The organism is Roseateles noduli (assembly GCF_050626985.1).
Taxonomy (GTDB): domain Bacteria; phylum Pseudomonadota; class Gammaproteobacteria; order Burkholderiales; family Burkholderiaceae_C; genus Roseateles; species Roseateles noduli_A.
The window spans coordinates 1030335-1048299 of sequence record NZ_CP192463.1; the positions used below are offsets into that span (position 1 = coordinate 1030335).

The following is a 17965-nucleotide window of genomic DNA, read 5'->3' on the forward strand; positions in this document are numbered from 1 at the left end:
CGTGACCTACGTCGCAAAGTGAGTTCGGGGACAGCCATCGGGCCGCTTGGATAGCGGCGTCCGCTCACATGGAGACGCATGATGAAAGCTGCTTGGTACGAGGCGACTGGGGCCGCCCGTGAGGTGCTGAAAGTCGGGGAACGACCGGATCCAATCCCGGCCTCCGGCGAGGTTAGGGTCCGGCTGCATTTTTCAGGCGTCAACCCGTCTGATGTGAAGAATCGGCAAGGGCTGCGGTCCTCGGTGATGCCGTTCCCTTGGGTGATTCCGCATAGTGACGGTGCGGGCGAGATCGATGCGGTAGGGCCGGGCGTCCCGAGGGAGCGCATAGGTGAGCGCGTCTGGGTGTGGAACGCCGCCTGGCAGCGCCATGACGGCACCGCTGCTGAGGCGGTGGTGGTTCCGGCGCGTCAAGCAGTGGCGCTTCCAGACAGCGTCGCATTAGACACTGGGGCCGTTCTGGGAATTCCGGCGATGACCGCCATGCACGCGGTCATCGGATACGGCGGCGTGCGAGGCAAGTCGGTAGTTGTTACTGGCGGCGCCGGGACGGTTGGTCAGTACGCAATCCAGTTCTGCAAACAGCTTGGTGCGTCGCAAGTGCTTGCCACGGTAAGCGGGTCCGAGAAGGCTGAGATGGCAATGGCCGCAGGCGCTGACGCTACGATCGATTACAAGACGGAGCCGGTGCACCAGCGAACGATGGAGCTAACCGATGGCGCTGGAGTCGACCGGGTGATCGAGGTAGACCTTGCGGCCAACGCCGGGGTATCACCGTTGCTTCTCAAGGCCGGGGGAGACCTGGTCGCCTATGGAAGCGGCCCAGAGATCAAGTTGAACTTCTTCCCTCTGATAACGCGCCACCTCAGCCTGCGCTTCTTCATTGTTTACTCGCTGGCGGATGCAGACCGCCTGGCCGCTCAGGACCAACTGCGCGCACTGCTTGATGCTGGACTGGTCAAGCACCGGGTCGGCTTCGTCACAACCCTGGAAGACATCGCCTCCGCGCACGAAGCAGTGGAGTCGGGCCGAACGGTGGGCAGTGTTCTGGTGAAGACCCGGTAAAGGCGACAAAGCTGACATCAGACATTGGTATGAGTCGACTTCATTAGTTGAAGTGATAGCCGTAGGATTCGGCGCATTTACCCACAACCGATGGAATTCGATGAAAGTTCTTTTCCTGTTGAGCAGCTCGGACATGGGCTTTTGGCTGGCCGAACTGACCCATCCGTACTGGCATCTGACCGAGCGAGGGCACCAGGTGGTCCTGGCAAGCCCTGCGGGCGGGAAGATCAAGCGCGACCCGACCAGCGACCCCTTCACCGAAAACAGTTGGGAGAAGGGCGACCTGGTCTCGCGCGGCTTCCTGGCCGTTCCAGAACTGCTTCAGTTGCTGGACACGACATTGGCCATCAAGGACGTTGACGCGGCAGAGTTTGATGCCGTCCATGTCGTCGGCGGTGGTGGTGCCGCGGTGGACCTTTACCCGAACGACGACGTGGCGAAGCTCCTCGAGCACTTCTGGACGCGCGGCAAGGTCATCGGCGCGATCTGCCACGGAGCGATCGCTCTTGCCAACAATCCGGATCGGGTCAAGGGACGAGTGGCGACGGGGTTCTCGCGCGTCGAGGATGCCCAGGTGGAGGATCTCTACGGCAAGGACTTCATCCCGAACTTCCCTCAGCCCGTGATGGAGGCTGCAGGAATCCAGTTCGTCCACACCACACCTTGGGGCGTTCGCGTCGTTGTCGACGGGCAGCTCATCACGGGTCAGAACCAGCAGTCCGCGTCGGAGTACGGCATTGCGTTCAACCACTTGCTGGACGGCAATCCGGTGATGGGCTCTTGAGTGGCCGAGCCGCCCAGGGCTTCGCGCAAGCTATGGGCGGCGCATCCAACGGCCTTGCGGCCGCATTGAACGACATGGGCGCGGCCGCCAGCGCCTCACCTCCGAGATGAAGGGCCATGAGCGTGGCGATGGCATCCCATGCGCTGAGGCGGCCCTGTCCAGGACGCCGGTGGCCCGTCCCGGAACGAGGACGCGCGTCTTGTCCAAGAACTCGGCTGATCAGACCGCTGCCACCAGCCATGGCGGACCCGCGTGCTGCGAACTCCTCAAACATTTCAACAGGCATTGAGCTGTTGTACCCGTCCCGACGCGGACTTTCGAAGGATAGAAAATGGAACGCATCACCTACTCCACGGGCAATACCGCGCTCGTGCTGGTTGACCTCTTGAACGATTTTCTGGCCGAAGACGGCAAGGTCAACGGTCGCATCAAGGAGCAATTGGAAGAGCGCAACTTCGTTGCCAACATGACTCGCCTCATCGCGGGAGCTCGCGAGAAAGGCCTGCAGATTGTGTTCGCTCCGCATGGGCTGCACGAGCACTCCTTCGACGACGTCGCCGAGATCCCCGTGCGCATGCAAGGTGCGATGCAGCACAAGATTTTCTGGCTGGGCGAGAAGGGTTCGGACTTCTACGAACCGTTCCGGCCACATGATGAAGACCTGATTGCGACCCGTCACCGGACGTTTGACGCCTTCTTCCGCACCGACCTTGATGAGCAGCTCCGCAGCCGCGGCATCGAGCGCTTGGTGATGGCTGGCTTGACCTCCCACACGTGCATCGAGAGCAGCGCCCGATCCGCCACCGAGTTGGGCTACCACCTTACCTTCCTGACCGACGCTGTCGCGGAGTTCACCCCTGAAGCGCACAAGGCCGCGGTCGAGATTTCGTATCCGACGTTCGGTCATCAGGTGCTCACCATCGACACCTTCCTGAGCGCCGTCGAGGCGGCCTGATCGGTAGACATCGGCGGTTCGCGGCTGGTGCCGTGTCGAGCTCGCGCAAGTGAGCTCAGGTGGCACTCGTTGATAGGAAGTTGGGGCGGCTTCAAGCCGGATGGTTTGCGAAACCTAGTTGTTCCGATTCTGGGCGCGATGGCCGTGATGCCTGTGTACGCGCAATCGAGCGTTGTCATCTTCGGAACCGTCGATGTGGGCGTAGGAGTGGCAAGCACGAACGGGCGAACGAAGGCGGTTTCCCGTGCCAGTGGCATCAATCCCAGCCGGCTCGGACTACGGGGCAGCGAGGACTTGGGGGACGGTTATTCCACCGCTTTCTGGATAGAAGGTGGCCTGGATCCGGATGTGGGAACCCAAGGCGGCAGCAACGGGACCGCTAACGCCTTCTGGAATCGCCGCAGTACGCTGAGCCTGGCTACCCCCGCAGGGGAGATTCGTCTTGGACGGGACTACACCGGCGTGTTCTCGAACATGGCTGATTTCGACCCCGCCAACACCAATGGATCGGGCAGTTCGACCATCCTCTGGTCCTACCTCGGCAGCAATGCGGTCACGAACGTCCGTGCAAACAACACGGTCAGCTACACGACGCCCAACCTGGAGGGCTTGTCGGGCCAGTTGATGGTTTCTCCGTCAGAAGGCCTGGACGGCCAACGCTATCGCGGAGCGCGGCTGACCTACTACCGCGAGCGCTTGAGGCTCGCAGCCGCGACCAGCGAGACCATCGCTGGACCACTGCCGGGTGGCATCTACCGCACAACGAATCTGGCGGCTTCCTACAAGTTCGATGGAGTGCTCATCGAGGGCTTCACGAACAAGTACGCCTATGGTCCAAGGCGAGCTATCGACTTGCTCGTTGGCGTGGTCGTCCCGATCGGCCGTGTGGAGTTTCATGGCTCCTATCAGGTTTTGAACGCATACGGTGCTGGGACTGGAGCGAACGATGCGCGCCAACTGTTCGTCAATCTGACGTATGTGGCGTCCAAGAACACTGCCCTGTACCTCAACTTCAGCCGACTGCGAAACGAAGGGGCGGCTAGCTACGCTATGCCGAACGCCCCGTTGTCCCCCCAAGGCGCCTTCACGAACCGCGGTGCTGAAGCCGGTATACGGCACTTCTTCTGAGCAGCTGAAGTGCCGGCCAAAAATCGAGGCCGGAAAAATATTTCTGCGTTGATCGACCTGCAATGCGCGCGACCTATCCCTGTGGATGGCTTCAAAAATAGAAGTGCAAATCGTAGAGTCTACGGTGCCCATCCTCATCGGGTATCGCCTTAGGCGGAATGTAGGCGGACGGGATTTGTTGAGCGCGTGAGCGTACACGTGACCTGGACGCAGGTGAAAAGAACCCAAGGAAACTGAACATCGTGAAATCCTCAATCTTCAAGAATGCGCCGAACCTCGGCGCAGACATCGCCTCCACGCAGCTGGATCGCCGCCGTCTGCTCACGCTTGGAGCTGCCACGGCTGCCGCAGCAGCAGCGTCCGTCGCCGTTCCGTCATGGGCGCAGACTCAAGGTGACAAGGGTGATCTGGCAGCGTGGGCAGCTGCCATGCCGGATTCGCCTGAGATTACCGAGCCGTACATGACCAGCAACACGGCGCTGCTTCTGGTCGACCTGCTGAACGATTTCCTGGACGAGAAAGGCAAGCTGGCGCCCCGGATCGGCACCATGCTCGAACGTACGCGCTTGAAAACGAACTTGGCGCGGCTGATCGCAGGCGCTCGGGCTAAGAAGATGAAGCTCTTCTATGTCCCTCACGAGCTGGACGAGCACGTTTTCGACGACGTCAAGTACGTTCATCCGCGCTGGAAATGGGGCATGGAGAACAAGGTCTTCTGGAAGGAAAGCTGGGGCTCGGACTTCTATCCGCCGTTCGCTCCGAAGAAGGGCGACATCATCTCCACGCGTCATCGCACCTTCGATGGCTTCTTCAACACCAATCTGCAGCAGGAGCTGAAGAAGGCGCACATCGAGAAGGTCGTCTTTGCCGGGTTGACCTCGCACACTTGTGTGGAAGGCGCCGGTCGCCATGCGCTGGAAGAGGGGTATCACGTCACCTTCCTGGCCGACGGTGTGGCTGAGTTCACCGAGGATGCTCATCGCGCGGCCATCACGCTGTCCTATCCGACGTTCGGCCATCAGGTCACGACGATTGACTCCTTCCTCCGGCATGTGAAGGAAGGTTGACGCCAGCGCTGTCGTGCTCAAGGCCGCAGATCACTCGACTTTGTCGGGAGGTCTGCGGCCTTTCCGTTGCTGCTCGCATGCAACGCGGATGGGATTTGGTTGCCCCCAAGGCGCAAAGTCACCCTCGCCGGCCAGAGCGGACGCGGCCGTTAATACCTTTGCATACTGCATTTATTGAAGTCGCGTGGATAGCATTTCGAGCTGGATGGCTCCCCTGGCGAGGGTGGGAAGACCCGGAACTCTTCCTTCGACAAGACCGAAGCGAACACCAGACACAGTGCAACCATAGTCCCTGAAAATCATGAATAAACGCATCCCCGCTCGCTCGATCGGCAAACGCCTAGGCTTGGTCTTGGGCCTGGTTCTGCTGATCTCATTCATCGGGTCGGGCATCGGACTCTTGGCCTTGTCCGAAGTTGCTCAGGAGACTGACGCGATGTTCAGTCAAAACCTTGCTGCGGAACGGGCAGCGTCTGACTGGTATCGCAACATCACGAACGGTGTCAACCGAACGAGCGCGATCGCCTTCACGACTGACGTGTCACTGGCGGAGTTTTTCTCTGCTGCCGCAGCGGAGTCGACCAAACAGGCAAGCGACTTCCAGAAGCGCCTCGACGGATACATGGTCTCGCCGGAGGAGCGCAAGCTGTTCGACCGGCTCACGGCTGCGCGAAAGGAGTACCTTGAGACAAGAGATGCCATCAGCGCGGTGAAGAAGGCGGGGGAGGCTGAGCGAGCTCGCTCCATGTTCGACCAGCAGTTCGTCCCTGCGGCGGGAAGGTTTCAGGACGCCATCCAAGCCATCGTCAAACAAAAGCGCGAGCGCCTGGACGTCGCAGGCGTAACTCTGGATCGAGCCAACCAGCGCGCTCGCAATGCGCTCTTGGGCTTCTCGCTCATCGCTTTGGCTCTTGGAAGCTGGTTTGCCTATCTTCTGGCCCGGTCCATCACGCGTCCGCTGCGAGGCGCGGCCGCCGTGGCTGATGCGATCGCACGGTACGACCTGAGCGGTTCTGTACCGACGGGCGGAAGCGATGAAACCGGGATGTTGCTGGAGTCCCTCAAGGACATGCAACAGCAGCTGCTTAGCCTGGTCGGCCAGGTCCGTGGATCCGCGGAAAGCATTGGAACTGCGAGCTCCGAAATTGCCGTCGGCAACCAGGACTTGAGCGCGCGAACCGAGCAGACCGCGTCGAACCTGCAAGAGGTGGCAGCGTCCATGATGCAGCTCACGGGCACGGTACACCAGACCGCGGAGGCCGCGAAGACAGCCAAGCTGCTCTCCGGGTCTGCGGCCGACTCGGCCCGAAATGGCAGCCAGGTGATGCAGCACGTGGTCGCGACCATGGGGCAGATCAGCGAAAGCTCTCGCCGCATCGCTGAGATTATCGGCACGATCGATGGCATCGCCTTCCAGACCAACATCCTTGCGCTCAACGCCGCGGTCGAGGCGGCGAGGGCAGGCGACCAGGGACGAGGCTTTGCGGTGGTGGCGAGCGAGGTGCGTTCCTTGGCCCAGCGCAGTGCAGCCGCTGCGCGAGAAATCAAGGCTCTCATCGGCGCCAGTGTTGAGCGTGTAGAGGCTGGATCGCAGCTTGTGGGAGATGCCGGCGTTGCCATGTCGGGCATCGTGGAGAGCGTTCAACGCGTTGCGGGCATCATCGGTGAAATTAGCACGTCGGCGCGAGAACAGAGTGACGGCATCACGCAGGTGAACGCCGCCGTGGGACAGTTGGATCAGATGACCCAGCAGAACGCTGCGCTGGTCGAGCAGTCAGCGGCCGCTGCCGAGAGTTTGAGGGACCAGTCGATTCAGCTCGCCGGCGCAATCTCTGTGTTCCGCCTTCGCTGACGCCGCCGCCCCGGAAGCTCGGTGCCAGCTTGCGCTGCATCGGTGCGTTCGGTCGTAAGGAGGGGTAGAAACTTGCGAACTTCCCTGATGCCCCCGGCGCCAGTGTGGCGACCACCTGTCTTTACAATGTATGTGGCTTCATAATTTGAAGTCGATACGTCGGCGCCGAAATTGAACGAGCGAGGGCGCCGCCGAGTCCAGATGCAACGCCGCCTGACGGTGCCTGCAGCTGCTTGGCGGGTAGATTAGTTGAGCGACAGTCAAAAGGAACCGGATATGGATCGCAGCGAAGAGCGCCCCTTGTCACCAGCGTCGCGCTCCGAGGCAACCTGTCCGCCAGCTGCTGCCCCAGCTTCGTCACAGAGCCATCAGGCTGCCGGGGTGTTGGACAAGAACATCGAAGTGTCCCCAGGCCCCAAGCCGTCATGCGTTCTGGATTTCATCCGCGAGAGCGTCATCGTTATCGGGCTGGATCGGCGAATCGTCGACTGGAACAGGGCCTCAGAAAGTATTTACGGCCTGTCGAGGGACCAGGTCGTAGGTCGCTCGTTTGAGGTCGTGCTGGGCGTTCGCCATTGGCCGGACGCGGAGCCGATGGTGGGTCTTGCGAACGCTGAGCCGGAGACCGTTGAGCTTCGTAGGGTCAACGCCTCCCAGGAGGAGGTGATTGTGGCGACCCGGTTGGTGCTTCGCCGCGATCAAGCCGGCGTGCCTCTGGGTTGGATCGAATTCGGCGCGGACGTGACGGCACAGCGGCGTGCAGAGTGGGCTGAAGAGGCCAGCCAATTGCACTACCAGAACGTCTTCGAAGCGATCCCGGCGGCGGTGTGCGCGGTGGACTTCTCGGCGGCCAGGAAGATGGCGTTGGAGTGGCTCAAAGACGTGGACGTGGAGCCTCGCCAGTGGTTCACCGAGCACCCCGACGAGGTGCGGAAGCTCATGCGGGCTACGCTGTGCCTGGATGTCAACGACTTCACGGTGGAGCTGTTTCGTCCGCCTGACAGAAGCGGAATGCTTGGCAGCATCGACAGGTTCTGGCCAGAGAGTACGCTTCCCGACTACATCGACTGGATAGTGAATGCGCTGTCGGGGCAAAACACGTGGCAGCGGGAGATCCGCCAGCGAACGTACGACGGCGTGGAGTTCGACTCGTGGTTCACGTCAAGGTTCGCGCCCGGGACCATCGATGAGGGCTACTTCATCGTTACCGTTATCGACTACACCGAGGTAAAGCGCAGCCAGGCGGCCATCAGACAAAGCGAGGCGTTCTACAAGGACATGTTCCACGGTTCTGCCTTCTCAGCGTGGCGGCTGGAGGCCAGCGGCGCTCGCGAGATCTATGCCGAACTACGCGAACAAGGCGTCACGGACTTCCGGGCAGAGGTTGCGCGCAACCCAAGCCTCCTAACGCGCATCATGGGCGCCATCAAGGTAGTGGACGTCAACGAGTCAAGCGTTCAGCTCTTCGAGGCGCGTGATCGTAGCGAGATGATTGGCGGCCCAATCACCGCCTACTGGATTCCAGGGAACCTCGAGCCGCTGCTTGGAAGTCTGGAAGCGTCCTTCAACAATATCGAGACCTTCCGTAGCTTGGGAAGGATGCGAACGCTACGTGGCCGCGAGATCGATGTGCTCTATACACGGTCGTCCTCAGGAGCGCTGCGCGCCGCGGGCGAGCTGCTTCTGGCCATCGTTGACATCACCGACAAGGTTCAGGCGCAGAACGCGCTCGCGGACATGCAAACCACCCTCGCGCATGCGGCCAGAATCTCCTCACTGGGGGAACTGACGGCATCGATTGCGCACGAGGTCAACCAGCCGCTCGCCGCCATCACCGTTTACGGGGAGACCAGCCTCCGGCTGCTCGACCGGCCGGAGCACAATGCTCCCGAAATAATGGACTTGACGCGAAGAATGATTGCCGACGCCCGCCGCGCGTCGGACATCGTCAGTCGAATTCGGGCGATGGCGGCTCCTCAAGTCACGCCGCACCACCGGATGGCAATCAACACGCTTGTCGCCGATACGCTCACGTTCGTGCGACCAGAACTGAGAAAACTGGGAGTGGCAGTTCAGCTGGAGCTCGGCACCTGCGTGCCCGAGATCTGTGGCGACAACATCCAGCTGCAGCAGGTTCTGGTCAACTTCACCGTGAACGCGCTTCAGGCCATGGAGGGGATGAACGATCCGCAGATTCTCATCGCCACCTCGTACTCAGGCGACACTGTCCAGATTGACTTTGCGGACAATGGTCCGGGAATTCCTTCGGAGGACTCTGGCAAGCTTTTCTCTTCGTTCTTCACCACGAAGAAGAACGGGATCGGGATTGGCCTCGGAATCTGCAAGTCGATCGTCGAGGCGCACAAAGGCACGATTTCAGTGGTTCGGTCCGGGATCGGCCCTCAGTCTCGCGGCGCGCGCTTCGTCGTTCGACTTCCACGGGTTGCCGACTGAGCATCCCTTGAATTCGACGTCATTGATGCGGCGGCCCTCGTAATGAGGGCCGCGTTCACAAGGCTTAGCGCCTCGCTGTTCTTTTACTTAGAACCTTAGCCTCACCAAGGCAGAGCTTCGCCCAGGTGGAAGAAGCCGCCGCTCGGGCCGTCGGCTGGCAGCGTGGCCAGCTGGACGCTTGTCTTAGCTCCATCCTCGACCTGCATGGGAGCCAGCTTGCCGCCCATCTGCGTCTGGACCCACCCCGGATGAGCGGAGTTCACCTTGACGCTCGTACCTTCAAGCATCTTCGCTAGGTGCAGAGTGAAGGAGTTGAGGGCAGTCTTCGACGCGTTGTAGGCGAACGATTGGGCGCCGTACACGGACGACGTCGGATCGCTCACCAGGTTCAACGAGCCGAGACCGCTGGACAGGTTGACGACACGGCCGGCCGGCGCACTTTGGAGCAGCGGCAGCAGGGCTTGGGTGATTGCCACCGGTGCGAAGAAGTTGGAGTCCATCGAATCGCGCAGCATGCTCTGCGGGACGGTTGCGGGTGTGAACAGGTTGCTGACGCCTGCCTCGCCGTCCAGATAGACGCCGGCGTTGTTGATCAGGATGTCCAGGCGGCCAAACTTCGCCTTGAAGTAGTCATGAGCGCTCTTGTGGTCGTCAGCGCTCAGGATGTCGAACTTGATGCTCTGGGCTTCGACGCCCTGTGCCTTCAGCGCAGCGACCGCTTCTTCGCCAGCTGCGCTGTTGCGCGCGCCGATAACGGGGAGAACGCCCAATTTTCCGAGTTGGCGCGCGGTCTCGAGGCCGATGCCACGGTTCGCGCCGGTGATGAAGGCAACCTTCTTGTCAGTCTTGTCAGACATGATTCTTCCTTGACGGGGTGATGAGAGTTCGGGAGAACTCGAAGAATTCAAGTCAAGGTTGATGCGTCGAGGATGCGATCTGACGCGCGGAGGGCGCTAGCGAGGCTTTGGAACTCTGCCAAGGGCTCCCGTGAGGTCGTCACGCTGATGAGCTGGTTCCGCTCGTGCACTTCGTCCGTCGATGCCTTGAGCAAGCAACCTTGATGAACGATGCATGCTATGCAGTCGAAGGTCGGTGAGCAGCTATACGAAGGTGTCAGCGCGGGAAGAGGCGGTGAGAAGCGGGACTGTCGGTAGCTCATCGCGGCTTGATTTTGTCTTCATGCAAGACGGCGGATGGCCAGGCCAATCTGATTCGAACGAAGGTCGGGTCGCCCTCGATTTGCGCGCGAAGGAGGTCCAGATCGTCCTCCTTTAGGCTGCGTTGTGCGGTGCTGAATCTGTAGGTGATCCTGTGCGGCAAATTGCCACCGGTACGACAGGTGAGGTAGCCGTCGATATCCATGGCGATTCGGGTCACGTTCGCCATGTTCGTGCGGTCGGAATCGACCTTCTCCACGAACTTTCGGACACGAAGCACAAGCTGACGCAGGCGGAAGAAGTTGGCGCGGTTCCACATCAGATTCCGTCGCTCGTTTTCGAGGTGGGCGAGCGTTCCTGTTCCAGGGGCCACGGGATAGCGCGCATCCGCTAGCACCGCGCGGGACAGCAGATCGAAATCAGCGTGGTCTGTTGTGGCCGTGGGGAAGGCAAGCGCATCGGCAGCGATCGCGTAGCGGTGACTGAAGACCTTCCTGATGTCCTCCTGGAACAGCTCTTCGCTGCAGCCCGCGTACAACTTGGCAAGGCCTGCCTTGAGGAACATCTCGAGGGAATAGCCAAGCAGGAGAAATGAGGACTTCGCCAGACCCTCCAGTGCGGACATGTCGAGGTGTCGAAGATGGTGGTTCCCAGTGCGCCGCAGGATTTTCTTGCGCTTGAGGATCCAGTTTGCACGGGAGCTCTTGGCGGATGCGTACAGCTGCCAGCCCTCCTGCATCCAGGCCTTTGGATGAAACTGCCCCTCGCTACGGTGCGTCATCACCTTAGCTAAGCAAGGTCCCCCTTGCACGGCTTGGCGAGCTGAGGAGGTCATTGGGTTCGAGCGCGATGTCTTGGCCATTGTCCGATTCTCCGCGCGAGATCTCGGTCGGGCACTGCCAACTTTGGGAAGATGCGGGATGAAGAGGCGACGCGCTCAACGGTACGTTCCGGAGGCGCCCATAAAACCTGGAGAACGCGCAAGCATGGATGATCAGGATGAGATTGCGCACGTTGCGGAGCGCAGCCAAGAGCTGCACGCTGCACTGCAGGACGTGCTGGAGGGGGCGGATGGCTACAGCACGTTTGACGGCAGTCTGCGCGCCGATGCGAGCGCCGCGGCCGGCGAGCTCTCTCTCGAGCATGCGAGTGCGCTTCGGATCTTGATGACAACCGGGCATCCGTCGTCGGCGACTGCGCTCCTGCGCCTCCAATACGAGGCGGTGGTGCGCTCAGCTTGGCTGCTGTTCGCGGCTACCGACGCGGAGGTCTCGCTTATTCAGTCGGAACTTGACGAAGAGGCAGAGCGCAAAGCAAGCAGCTTGCCGATGGTGGGGGTGATGCTCAAGGCGCTTGAGGCAAATGGCCCCGATGGTCTGCATAACGATCTGACGCAGGTAAAGGCGGTGTTGGGGAAGGGAATGAACTCGTTCATACACGCAGGCATCCACGCACTGGACCGCACCCAGTCGGGATTTCCGGTGCGTCTCGCTAAGCAGGTGATCGCGTCATCGAACGGAATTTCCACGATGGCGGCCATGTTGTTGGCGAACCTCACCGGAGAGGTCGAACGAGGTCGTGCGATCAACCGACTTGTCCCAAGCTTCGCCGATGTGCTTCCGAGCTTGCATCGGAGGAACGGCGTAGGCGCTTAGGAAAAAAGCGCCTAACCCGATAAGGTTAGGCGCAATTCGGCGTCCTCGAAGGATGCGAGCATTGAGGGTATCGACGCCGAGCCCCGCACTCTATGCATCAGGAAGCCTCAGGTCTCTCTATCAAACGAGGGAGCTGGGTTTGCAATTGTCCTCGGACAACCTTCTCAGGTGTGCGCCCGTACGTTCAGCTTCCACGCGATGGGCCCTTGCTCGTCGGTGTGCTGGTGGCGATTCTGAGGCGGAAAGTGGTCAGGGTGGTTCGCCGCGATCTCAAGGTGGCAGCCCTGACAACGATAGATTCCAGATACCGGGACCTTGTCGCCCGGGTGGTAGATAGTCGTCCAGTGCGGTTGAGTGGGCTGCACCTTTTTCAGAACGGATGCATCGACGTAATTGCTCATGAGCGCTCCTCCACAAAATAGGGATGACCGTTCTACATCGAAGCGGCCACCGTGGAAGAACGTTGGAGAGCACCTGACTGAACCTCAATCTTTCGAGGGAGGGGAAAGGCGTACTTGTTGGGCGACTCTCGCGCATGCGTGTTGCATGGCGAGAGTGGTGCATGCGAGTCTTACTTGATCAGCAAGTCTTCAGCCGTCTTCCCTGCTTCCAAAGCGTCCTTGAACCAATTCGGACGCTTGCCCATTCCGGTCCAGGTCTTGCCTTCGCCGTTGTGGTACTTCGGAACGCCGGCCGACTTGCGGCCTCGTGCGACCGTCGCTCTACCGGCGCTCTTGGTTGCTGCAGTTTTGGCGCCGGGCTTGCGTCCGCGACGGCGGGGAGCGGTACCGTCCCCAAAAATGTCCGCAGGTGTGAGCGCGTAATGATCGATTGCCTCACGAATCCGGGCGACCACCCCCGAGATTTCCTTAGTTCGAAGCGCGCTTGCTTCCTTTTGCAGCTTGTCGATCTGAGCCATGACTTGCTTCAGGGATTTGGCCATCTGGCGCTCCTTTTTGATGCTTCGCAGTAGCGAATTGGCTGTGACTTGGGAGGTCGGACTTACTTGGACCATTGAGGACCAAGGGGCGCTCAGTGACCTGAGCAGAACTTGAATCCTATCAGTCTCAAATATGAGTCGATTGATTCCTTCAAGGGCACTAGTCGAGTCGACGCAGCCTTTCGCGACTTTGGCAACTCGTGCAACGGCCTCCCTGTTGAGGCGGAGCCGACCTGGCTCTATCAATACCGCGGTCAGAATGGCGTTGCAGAAGGACTACGCCACCGGCGGAAAGTCAGTCGGCCGCGCGTCCCGTGCCCTGCCAAGTCCTATGCTGCAAGAGAATCAAAAGGGACGGCGATGGCACTGACTAGCGGAGAGATCTCGGCAGGGACGATCGCGTACCTGGACCATGAACTCGTTCTGGCGGACCCCGACATTCAGCAGGTCAACTCCTCCTTAGATCGAGACGGACCAATTCTTTGTGTTCAGCGCGAGCCCGGCGTGAGCGTGTGGACGACGATCACCAAGGTCGAACGTGTGGAGCGACTGTTGCTCGAGCAAAGATGGAAACTGCACGGTAGCCCGGGATGGCAAGCAGATCGCCAGTTCTTGTGCGATGGTCTGAACACATACATCGCCAAGCACGCGAGCTTCGTACGAGCTGGAGCGAACGCGCGTCCGTTCTCTGGCTACAGGAGGCCGCGATTGCACCGGGACGGTGTCGCGGCCGTTCTCCAGGCCATCAAGAAGCGTGGCGGCCAGCTGATCTAGGGACGCTCTGTGAAGCCTGGTACGTCGAGCAGACGCAGGCTCTAGGCGTATTGAGTAGCAGGTTCTGAGACAGGGCGTGATCTGATTCTCGCCCCCATCGTCGCCGAGCGGCCATCAGATCGCCAGTCGGGGAGCCTAGACGTTTTGCAGGTCTTCGTTATGGTCCGCCATTGCCTCGCGAATCAAGGCCCTCTGCCGGTGCGCCCACTTTGGCCCGCACTTCAGCGTCTGCAAGGCGGTCGAGTCCGCGGCGGGAAACAGCAGCCTTTCGCCGCCGGGCTCTCCCGCCAGAAGGCGGCGGAGCGCCGCCGCCCGCCGACGCCCGGCCGTGGGCGGCTCGTCCAGCGGCAGCGTCGCGTATAGCGAAATCGCCTCCCGGAGCGCCCCTTCCGCACCCGCATGCAGGGCCAGCACGGCGCGGGGCGACGACAGGTGCGTCTTGCGCAAGGTCGGATGCCACCCCAACGCCAGGCCCCAACGGCGTGTGTCCCGCAGCGGCGAGAAGCTCAGTGCTTCCGCCCGCGTGAGGCCGAAGGCGCGCGCGACGCTCAGGCGCGCGGCCAGCAGCGGGGCGCTGCAGCGTACCGTCGCGATGACGGCCTGGGCCGCGGCCTCATCGCCGCTCACGGGCATCACGAAGGACTGCAGCAGCGCGCGTGCCATCGCATCGCCCTGGCGCCAAGCCGTGGCGAGCCACGCCATGCCGAGCTCCAGCGCGGGCAGGTCCTGGGCCTCACGCAGCATGGCCACGCCCAGACGCCGCTGTCCCACGGGATCGCCCGCCTGCGCCGCCTTCTCCAGGCAGAACATCGCCATCGCCGCGTTGGCCACGGTCGACCGCGGATTGGCATGCAGGTGGTGCAGGTCCAGCCAGGCCTCGGTCAGACCGCCGTCCGCCGCGCGGAGCAGCAGCACCGAACCCCGGCGGACATTGCGGTCCGCCTCGGTGCCGCTGCCGGACGCCTGGCGCGGAAGCCCGCAGAGCGCGCGACCCTGGGCGTACCAGGCGCCGGTCCGGGCCGCCGCCGCGGTCATGCGCGGATTCCCGTGCGATCAGCCCTCCGGATCGCCCGGCGACGCGCGAACCGGACCACGGTCACGCCGGGTCTCGCGTGGCGCAGCGACGGCATTACCAGCACACAGTCGTCGTGCGGCGTGACGAGCGGCCGGCCCGCGTCGTGACCCACCAGCGTGCCGGCCAGCGGAAAAGTCTCCAGCCCCTGGAACCCGGCGACGAAGTCGATGTCGGTGCTGCGCGCGACGACCGCGCCGGTCACCTCCAACACCTGGATCTCCGCCGCGTCGGGCAGCCACCAGTCGTCCAGGGCCTGTCGCAACGCGTCCGGCGCGAATAGGCCGGACAGCGCCAGGAAGCGCACGCAGTGGTCGCGCGCGACCTGACGGCTGGCCAGGTCGCCGTGGAAACCGCACTCGATCAGCAGCGAGCGCTTGCCGGCGGCGATCGACTCCGCCGTGCCGAAGGCTTCGAAGTCCCGCATCCGCATGCCGTCGGCGTGGCCCGCGTCCATGACGACGGTCGTCCCGGCACCCATCGCCACCGCGAGATCCACGTTCCCGTCATGCAGCCCCGTGAGCGTCAACGGCGACGAGCGCTCGTGCATCGAATGCAGGTCGAGCAGCCAGTCGGCGTCGCGGACGAAGGGCGCGAGCCGCGCCGCCCGCCGGCGCTCGAGCGAGTCGCCGAGCGTGATCCGGTCCGAGGTCCATTGCCGGTTCAGGTCCTCGTCGACGAAGCGGGACGCGTCGTGATCGAGCGGATCGAAGCGGTCGAACGCGGCGAGGTTGCAGAACGCCAGCGTCAGGCGGCCCCGATCGGGCCGCAGACCGGCCTCGAGCAGGTCGTGCAGCGCCCAGGCGCCGCACAGCTCGTTGCCGTGCACGATCGCCGTGATCAGGACATGCCTGCCCGGCCGTCCGGCGTCGAAGGTCCAGACGCCTTCCACGCCGGTGTTGCCGGCGCGCGCGCGGGACAGGTCCGGCGCGGCCAGCGCAAAGACGGGTGAGCTTGGCGAAGCGGGCGAACCTGGGCGCTGGGTGTTCATGGCGACGGCCATCACTCGTCCTTGATGTTGGCGAACTGGACGATGCGGCGGTACTTCTCGGTCTCGTCGGCCAGGAAGCGCGGCAGGTCGGGTTGCTGCGACGGCAGGACGGTGCCCGCCGTCTCCAGCGTGTCGCGGTAGGACTTGTGCTTGAGGACCTCGACCAGTGCGCTGCGCAGCCGGGTCGCGACCGGTTCGGGCAGCCGCGCCGGTCCCATGAGCACGAACCAGACGCTGATGTCGACATCCTTCAGCGCCGGATCCTCCGCCAGCGCGGGGATGTCCGGCGCGACCGGCGAGCGACGCTTCTCGGTGATGCCGATCGGCACGATCTTGCCGCTGCGGATTAGCGGCAGCGCGCTCGACATGACGAACATTCCGAAGTCCAGGTTGCCTCCGATCAGGTCCGTGGTGAGCGGTCCCGTGCCCTTGTAGGGGATGTGCGTCATGGTGAGGCGTCCCTGCTGCTTCACCATCTCCGCGGCCACGTGCAGCGAGGTGCCGATGCCGGAGCTGCCGTAGCTGAAGCGGTCCGGCTGGGCCCGCACCTTGCGCAGGAAGTCTGCGGTCGTCTTAACGCCCTTGTCCGCGGGTGCCGCCAGCACCAGCGGCTGCGAGCCCAGGAATCCCAGCGGCGTGAAGTCCTTCAGCGAGTACTTGATGTTGCGTCGCACCAGCGCGTTGATGGCGATCTCGTTGTTGGCTCCGACCAGGAGCGTGTAGCCGTCCGCGGGCGCGTTCGCCACCTTGCCTGCGGCGAGCGATCCGCCCGCGCCGCCAAGGTTCTCCACGATGACCGTCTGCCCCAGCTGCCGGCCCAGTTCCAGCCCCAGCGCGCGGGCGATCAGGTCAGTGCTGCCGCCGGGCGGATAACCGACGACGAGCGTGATCGCGCGGTTGGGATACGCGGACGGGGACGAGGTCTGCGCGGAGGCGACGCTGAGCGTGGCGAGACCGACCGCGAGGAGCGCGGTTACGCGCCAGGGATGCTGCAGGAGAGGAAGCATGACTCTGACTTTCCGTGTGGGAGGGGCGGGTGGATGCGCCGCGACTGACTGTCTCGGCGCTCGAGATGGGGAAATTCTGGTGTTCCGATGCCGGCCGTCCTGTGCAGAATCGGCTCACAGAAGCGCTGAAAAGGACCAGGCCGTGCAACAGAAGTGGCTGGAGGATTTCCTGGCCGTGGTGGAGACCGGAAGCCTCGTGCGCGCCGCTGAGTTGCGCAACGTGACGCACGCGGCCTTCGGACGGCGCATCGTCGCGCTGGAGGAATGGGCCGGCGCTGCGCTGCTGGATCGCAGCCGCTCCCCGGTGCGCCTCACGCCGGCCGGCCTCGCGTTCCGGGACTCGGCGCGGGCGCTGCTGGGCGGCATCGCGCAGGCGCGGGACGAGCTCCAGGGTGAAAGCTCCCGCAACCAGCGCACGGTGACGATCGCGACGGGGCGAACGCTGGCCCGCACGGTGCTCGCCGATTGCCTCGTCCGGCAGCGTCGCCTGCTGGCCGACGCGGTGGTCCGCGTCCAGACCGCCAGCCTGGACGAGACCATCGGGCTGCTGGAACGCCGCGCCTGCGACTTCATGCTGGCCAACGTGCATCCGATGGTCTCGATCGCGCTGGACGGCCGGCAGTTCGCCAACACGCTGCTGGCCAGCGAGCGCCTCGTGGCCGTCTGCCGCGCCGACGCGACCGGCGCGCCGCTGCATCCGCTGCGCGGCAAGGCGCCCGTGCCGCTGCTTGCCTTCGGCAAGGGGCTGGCGCTGCACCGGCTGCTGGAGGACCGGCTCGCCAACAACGCGGCCCTCCCTCCGTTCCAGCTGCGCGTCGAGTGCGACTCCTCCGATGCGCTGCTGGAGTACGCGCTCAAGGGGCTGGGCGTGGCCTGGCTGCCATGGTCGCTGGTCAGCCACGACTGCAAGACCGGGCGGCTCGCCGCGGCGGGGGACAAGCGGTCCGACATCGGCTACGACATCCGGCTGTACCGCCCGAAGCGCCGCCTGCACGAACTCGCCGAGCGTCTCTGGGACGGCGTGAACGACGCCTGACCCGGCCAGCGATGCGTCCGCGCCACGC

Annotated in this window: 17 protein-coding genes; 10 read left to right on the top strand and 7 right to left on the bottom strand. The window is 62.9% G+C overall.

Features of this window, described 5'->3' with window-relative positions; all coding sequences use genetic code 11:
- Window positions 1-81: 81 nt before the first annotated feature.
- From ACQ4L4_RS04540 to ACQ4L4_RS04570, 7 genes are all read left to right on the top strand, one after another.
- Window positions 82-1065: an NADPH:quinone reductase gene (locus tag ACQ4L4_RS04540; RefSeq protein ID WP_431103037.1), complete on the top strand. Its 984-nt coding sequence runs from the start codon at window positions 82-84 to the stop codon at window positions 1063-1065.
- A 100-nt stretch (window positions 1066-1165) separates the two neighbouring features.
- Window positions 1166-1849 (top strand): type 1 glutamine amidotransferase domain-containing protein, encoded by a 684-nt coding sequence (locus ACQ4L4_RS04545; protein WP_431103039.1) that lies wholly within the window; start codon window positions 1166-1168, stop codon window positions 1847-1849.
- Window positions 1850-2180: 331 nt separating this feature from the next.
- The gene (locus tag ACQ4L4_RS04550; protein ID WP_431103040.1) at window positions 2181-2804 is read left to right on the top strand and encodes a cysteine hydrolase family protein; all 624 of its coding nucleotides are present in this window, start codon (window positions 2181-2183) and stop codon (window positions 2802-2804) included.
- Between the two features lie 138 nt (window positions 2805-2942).
- Window positions 2943-3932 (top strand): porin, encoded by a 990-nt coding sequence (locus tag ACQ4L4_RS04555; protein ID WP_431103041.1) that lies wholly within the window; start codon window positions 2943-2945, stop codon window positions 3930-3932.
- A gap of 242 nt (window positions 3933-4174) precedes the next feature.
- Complete coding sequence (locus ACQ4L4_RS04560; RefSeq protein ID WP_431103042.1) at window positions 4175-4999, top strand: isochorismatase family cysteine hydrolase; 825 nt, start codon at window positions 4175-4177, stop codon at window positions 4997-4999.
- Window positions 5000-5300: 301 nt separating this feature from the next.
- Window positions 5301-6851: a methyl-accepting chemotaxis protein gene (locus ACQ4L4_RS04565; RefSeq protein ID WP_431103043.1), complete on the top strand. Its 1551-nt coding sequence runs from the start codon at window positions 5301-5303 to the stop codon at window positions 6849-6851.
- Window positions 6852-7235: 384 nt separating this feature from the next.
- Complete coding sequence (locus tag ACQ4L4_RS04570; RefSeq protein ID WP_431103044.1) at window positions 7236-9305, top strand: PAS domain-containing sensor histidine kinase; 2070 nt, start codon at window positions 7236-7238, stop codon at window positions 9303-9305.
- Window positions 9306-9406: 101 nt separating this feature from the next.
- On the opposite strand, the gene ACQ4L4_RS04575 is transcribed toward ACQ4L4_RS04570, so the two are convergent.
- On the bottom strand, window positions 9407-10162 hold the full coding sequence (locus ACQ4L4_RS04575; protein ID WP_431103046.1) for an SDR family oxidoreductase: 756 nt from the start codon (window positions 10160-10162) through the stop codon (window positions 9407-9409).
- A gap of 298 nt (window positions 10163-10460) precedes the next feature.
- Window positions 10461-11243: a hypothetical protein gene (locus ACQ4L4_RS04580; RefSeq protein ID WP_431103047.1), complete on the bottom strand. Its 783-nt coding sequence runs from the start codon at window positions 11241-11243 to the stop codon at window positions 10461-10463.
- Between the two features lie 205 nt (window positions 11244-11448).
- Between ACQ4L4_RS04580 and ACQ4L4_RS04585 the strand changes: the two genes are divergently transcribed.
- Window positions 11449-12117, top strand: a complete 669-nt coding sequence (locus ACQ4L4_RS04585) for a DUF6988 family protein (RefSeq protein ID WP_431103048.1) — start codon at window positions 11449-11451, stop codon at window positions 12115-12117.
- A 164-nt stretch (window positions 12118-12281) separates the two neighbouring features.
- On the opposite strand, the gene ACQ4L4_RS04590 is transcribed toward ACQ4L4_RS04585, so the two are convergent.
- Both ACQ4L4_RS04590 and ACQ4L4_RS04595 read right to left on the bottom strand, forming a co-directional pair.
- A complete protein-coding gene (locus ACQ4L4_RS04590; RefSeq protein WP_431103049.1) occupies window positions 12282-12518 on the bottom strand; it encodes a protein L in 237 nt (78 codons plus the stop codon).
- A gap of 170 nt (window positions 12519-12688) precedes the next feature.
- Complete coding sequence (locus tag ACQ4L4_RS04595; protein ID WP_431103050.1) at window positions 12689-13060, bottom strand: H-NS family nucleoid-associated regulatory protein; 372 nt, start codon at window positions 13058-13060, stop codon at window positions 12689-12691.
- 357 nt (window positions 13061-13417) lie between these two features.
- On the opposite strand from ACQ4L4_RS04595, the gene ACQ4L4_RS04600 reads away from it, so the two are divergent.
- Entirely contained in the window at window positions 13418-13831 is a 414-nt protein-coding gene (locus ACQ4L4_RS04600; RefSeq protein WP_431103051.1) for a hypothetical protein, read from the top strand.
- A 135-nt stretch (window positions 13832-13966) separates the two neighbouring features.
- Here the strand turns inward: ACQ4L4_RS04600 and ACQ4L4_RS04605 are convergent, their stop codons facing one another.
- The 3 genes from ACQ4L4_RS04605 to ACQ4L4_RS04615 are packed head-to-tail and all read right to left on the bottom strand — an operon-like array spanning window position 13967 to window position 16901.
- Window positions 13967-14866, bottom strand: coding sequence for a hypothetical protein (locus ACQ4L4_RS04605; RefSeq protein WP_431103052.1), 900 nt, complete (start codon window positions 14864-14866; stop codon window positions 13967-13969).
- The gene (locus tag ACQ4L4_RS04610) at window positions 14863-15906 is read right to left on the bottom strand and encodes a succinylglutamate desuccinylase (RefSeq protein ID WP_431103054.1); all 1044 of its coding nucleotides are present in this window, start codon (window positions 15904-15906) and stop codon (window positions 14863-14865) included. The genes ACQ4L4_RS04605 and ACQ4L4_RS04610 overlap by 4 nt, the downstream gene beginning before the upstream one ends.
- Entirely contained in the window at window positions 15906-16901 is a 996-nt protein-coding gene (locus ACQ4L4_RS04615) for a Bug family tripartite tricarboxylate transporter substrate binding protein (protein WP_431103056.1), read from the bottom strand. Before ACQ4L4_RS04615 ends, ACQ4L4_RS04610 begins: the two co-directional genes overlap by 1 nt.
- A gap of 142 nt (window positions 16902-17043) precedes the next feature.
- Here ACQ4L4_RS04615 and ACQ4L4_RS04620 point away from each other — a divergent pair, with 142 nt between their 5' ends.
- Window positions 17044-17937 carry a LysR family transcriptional regulator gene (locus tag ACQ4L4_RS04620; RefSeq protein WP_431103057.1) on the top strand — a complete coding sequence of 298 codons (894 nt, stop codon included), beginning with the start codon at window positions 17044-17046 and terminating at the stop codon, window positions 17935-17937.
- The last annotated feature ends 28 nt before the right edge of the window (window positions 17938-17965 follow it).

Coding starts and splice junctions, on each gene's coding strand:
- ACQ4L4_RS04540 (WP_431103037.1), top strand. CDS start 82: ATGAAAGCTGCTTGGTACGAGGCGACTGGGGCCGCCCGTGAGGTGCTG.
- ACQ4L4_RS04545 (WP_431103039.1), top strand. CDS start 1,166: ATGAAAGTTCTTTTCCTGTTGAGCAGCTCGGACATGGGCTTTTGGCTG.
- ACQ4L4_RS04550 (WP_431103040.1), top strand. CDS start 2,181: ATGGAACGCATCACCTACTCCACGGGCAATACCGCGCTCGTGCTGGTT.
- ACQ4L4_RS04555 (WP_431103041.1), top strand. CDS start 2,943: ATGGCCGTGATGCCTGTGTACGCGCAATCGAGCGTTGTCATCTTCGGA.
- ACQ4L4_RS04565 (WP_431103043.1), top strand. CDS start 5,301: ATGAATAAACGCATCCCCGCTCGCTCGATCGGCAAACGCCTAGGCTTG.
- ACQ4L4_RS04575 (WP_431103046.1), bottom strand. CDS start 10,162: ATGTCTGACAAGACTGACAAGAAGGTTGCCTTCATCACCGGCGCGAAC.
- ACQ4L4_RS04580 (WP_431103047.1), bottom strand. CDS start 11,243: ATGACGCACCGTAGCGAGGGGCAGTTTCATCCAAAGGCCTGGATGCAG.
- ACQ4L4_RS04585 (WP_431103048.1), top strand. CDS start 11,449: ATGGATGATCAGGATGAGATTGCGCACGTTGCGGAGCGCAGCCAAGAG.
- ACQ4L4_RS04590 (WP_431103049.1), bottom strand. CDS start 12,518: ATGAGCAATTACGTCGATGCATCCGTTCTGAAAAAGGTGCAGCCCACT.
- ACQ4L4_RS04595 (WP_431103050.1), bottom strand. CDS start 13,060: ATGGCCAAATCCCTGAAGCAAGTCATGGCTCAGATCGACAAGCTGCAA.
- ACQ4L4_RS04600 (WP_431103051.1), top strand. CDS start 13,418: ATGGCACTGACTAGCGGAGAGATCTCGGCAGGGACGATCGCGTACCTG.
- ACQ4L4_RS04605 (WP_431103052.1), bottom strand. CDS start 14,866: ATGACCGCGGCGGCGGCCCGGACCGGCGCCTGGTACGCCCAGGGTCGC.
- ACQ4L4_RS04610 (WP_431103054.1), bottom strand. CDS start 15,906: ATGGCCGTCGCCATGAACACCCAGCGCCCAGGTTCGCCCGCTTCGCCA.
- ACQ4L4_RS04615 (WP_431103056.1), bottom strand. CDS start 16,901: ATGCTTCCTCTCCTGCAGCATCCCTGGCGCGTAACCGCGCTCCTCGCG.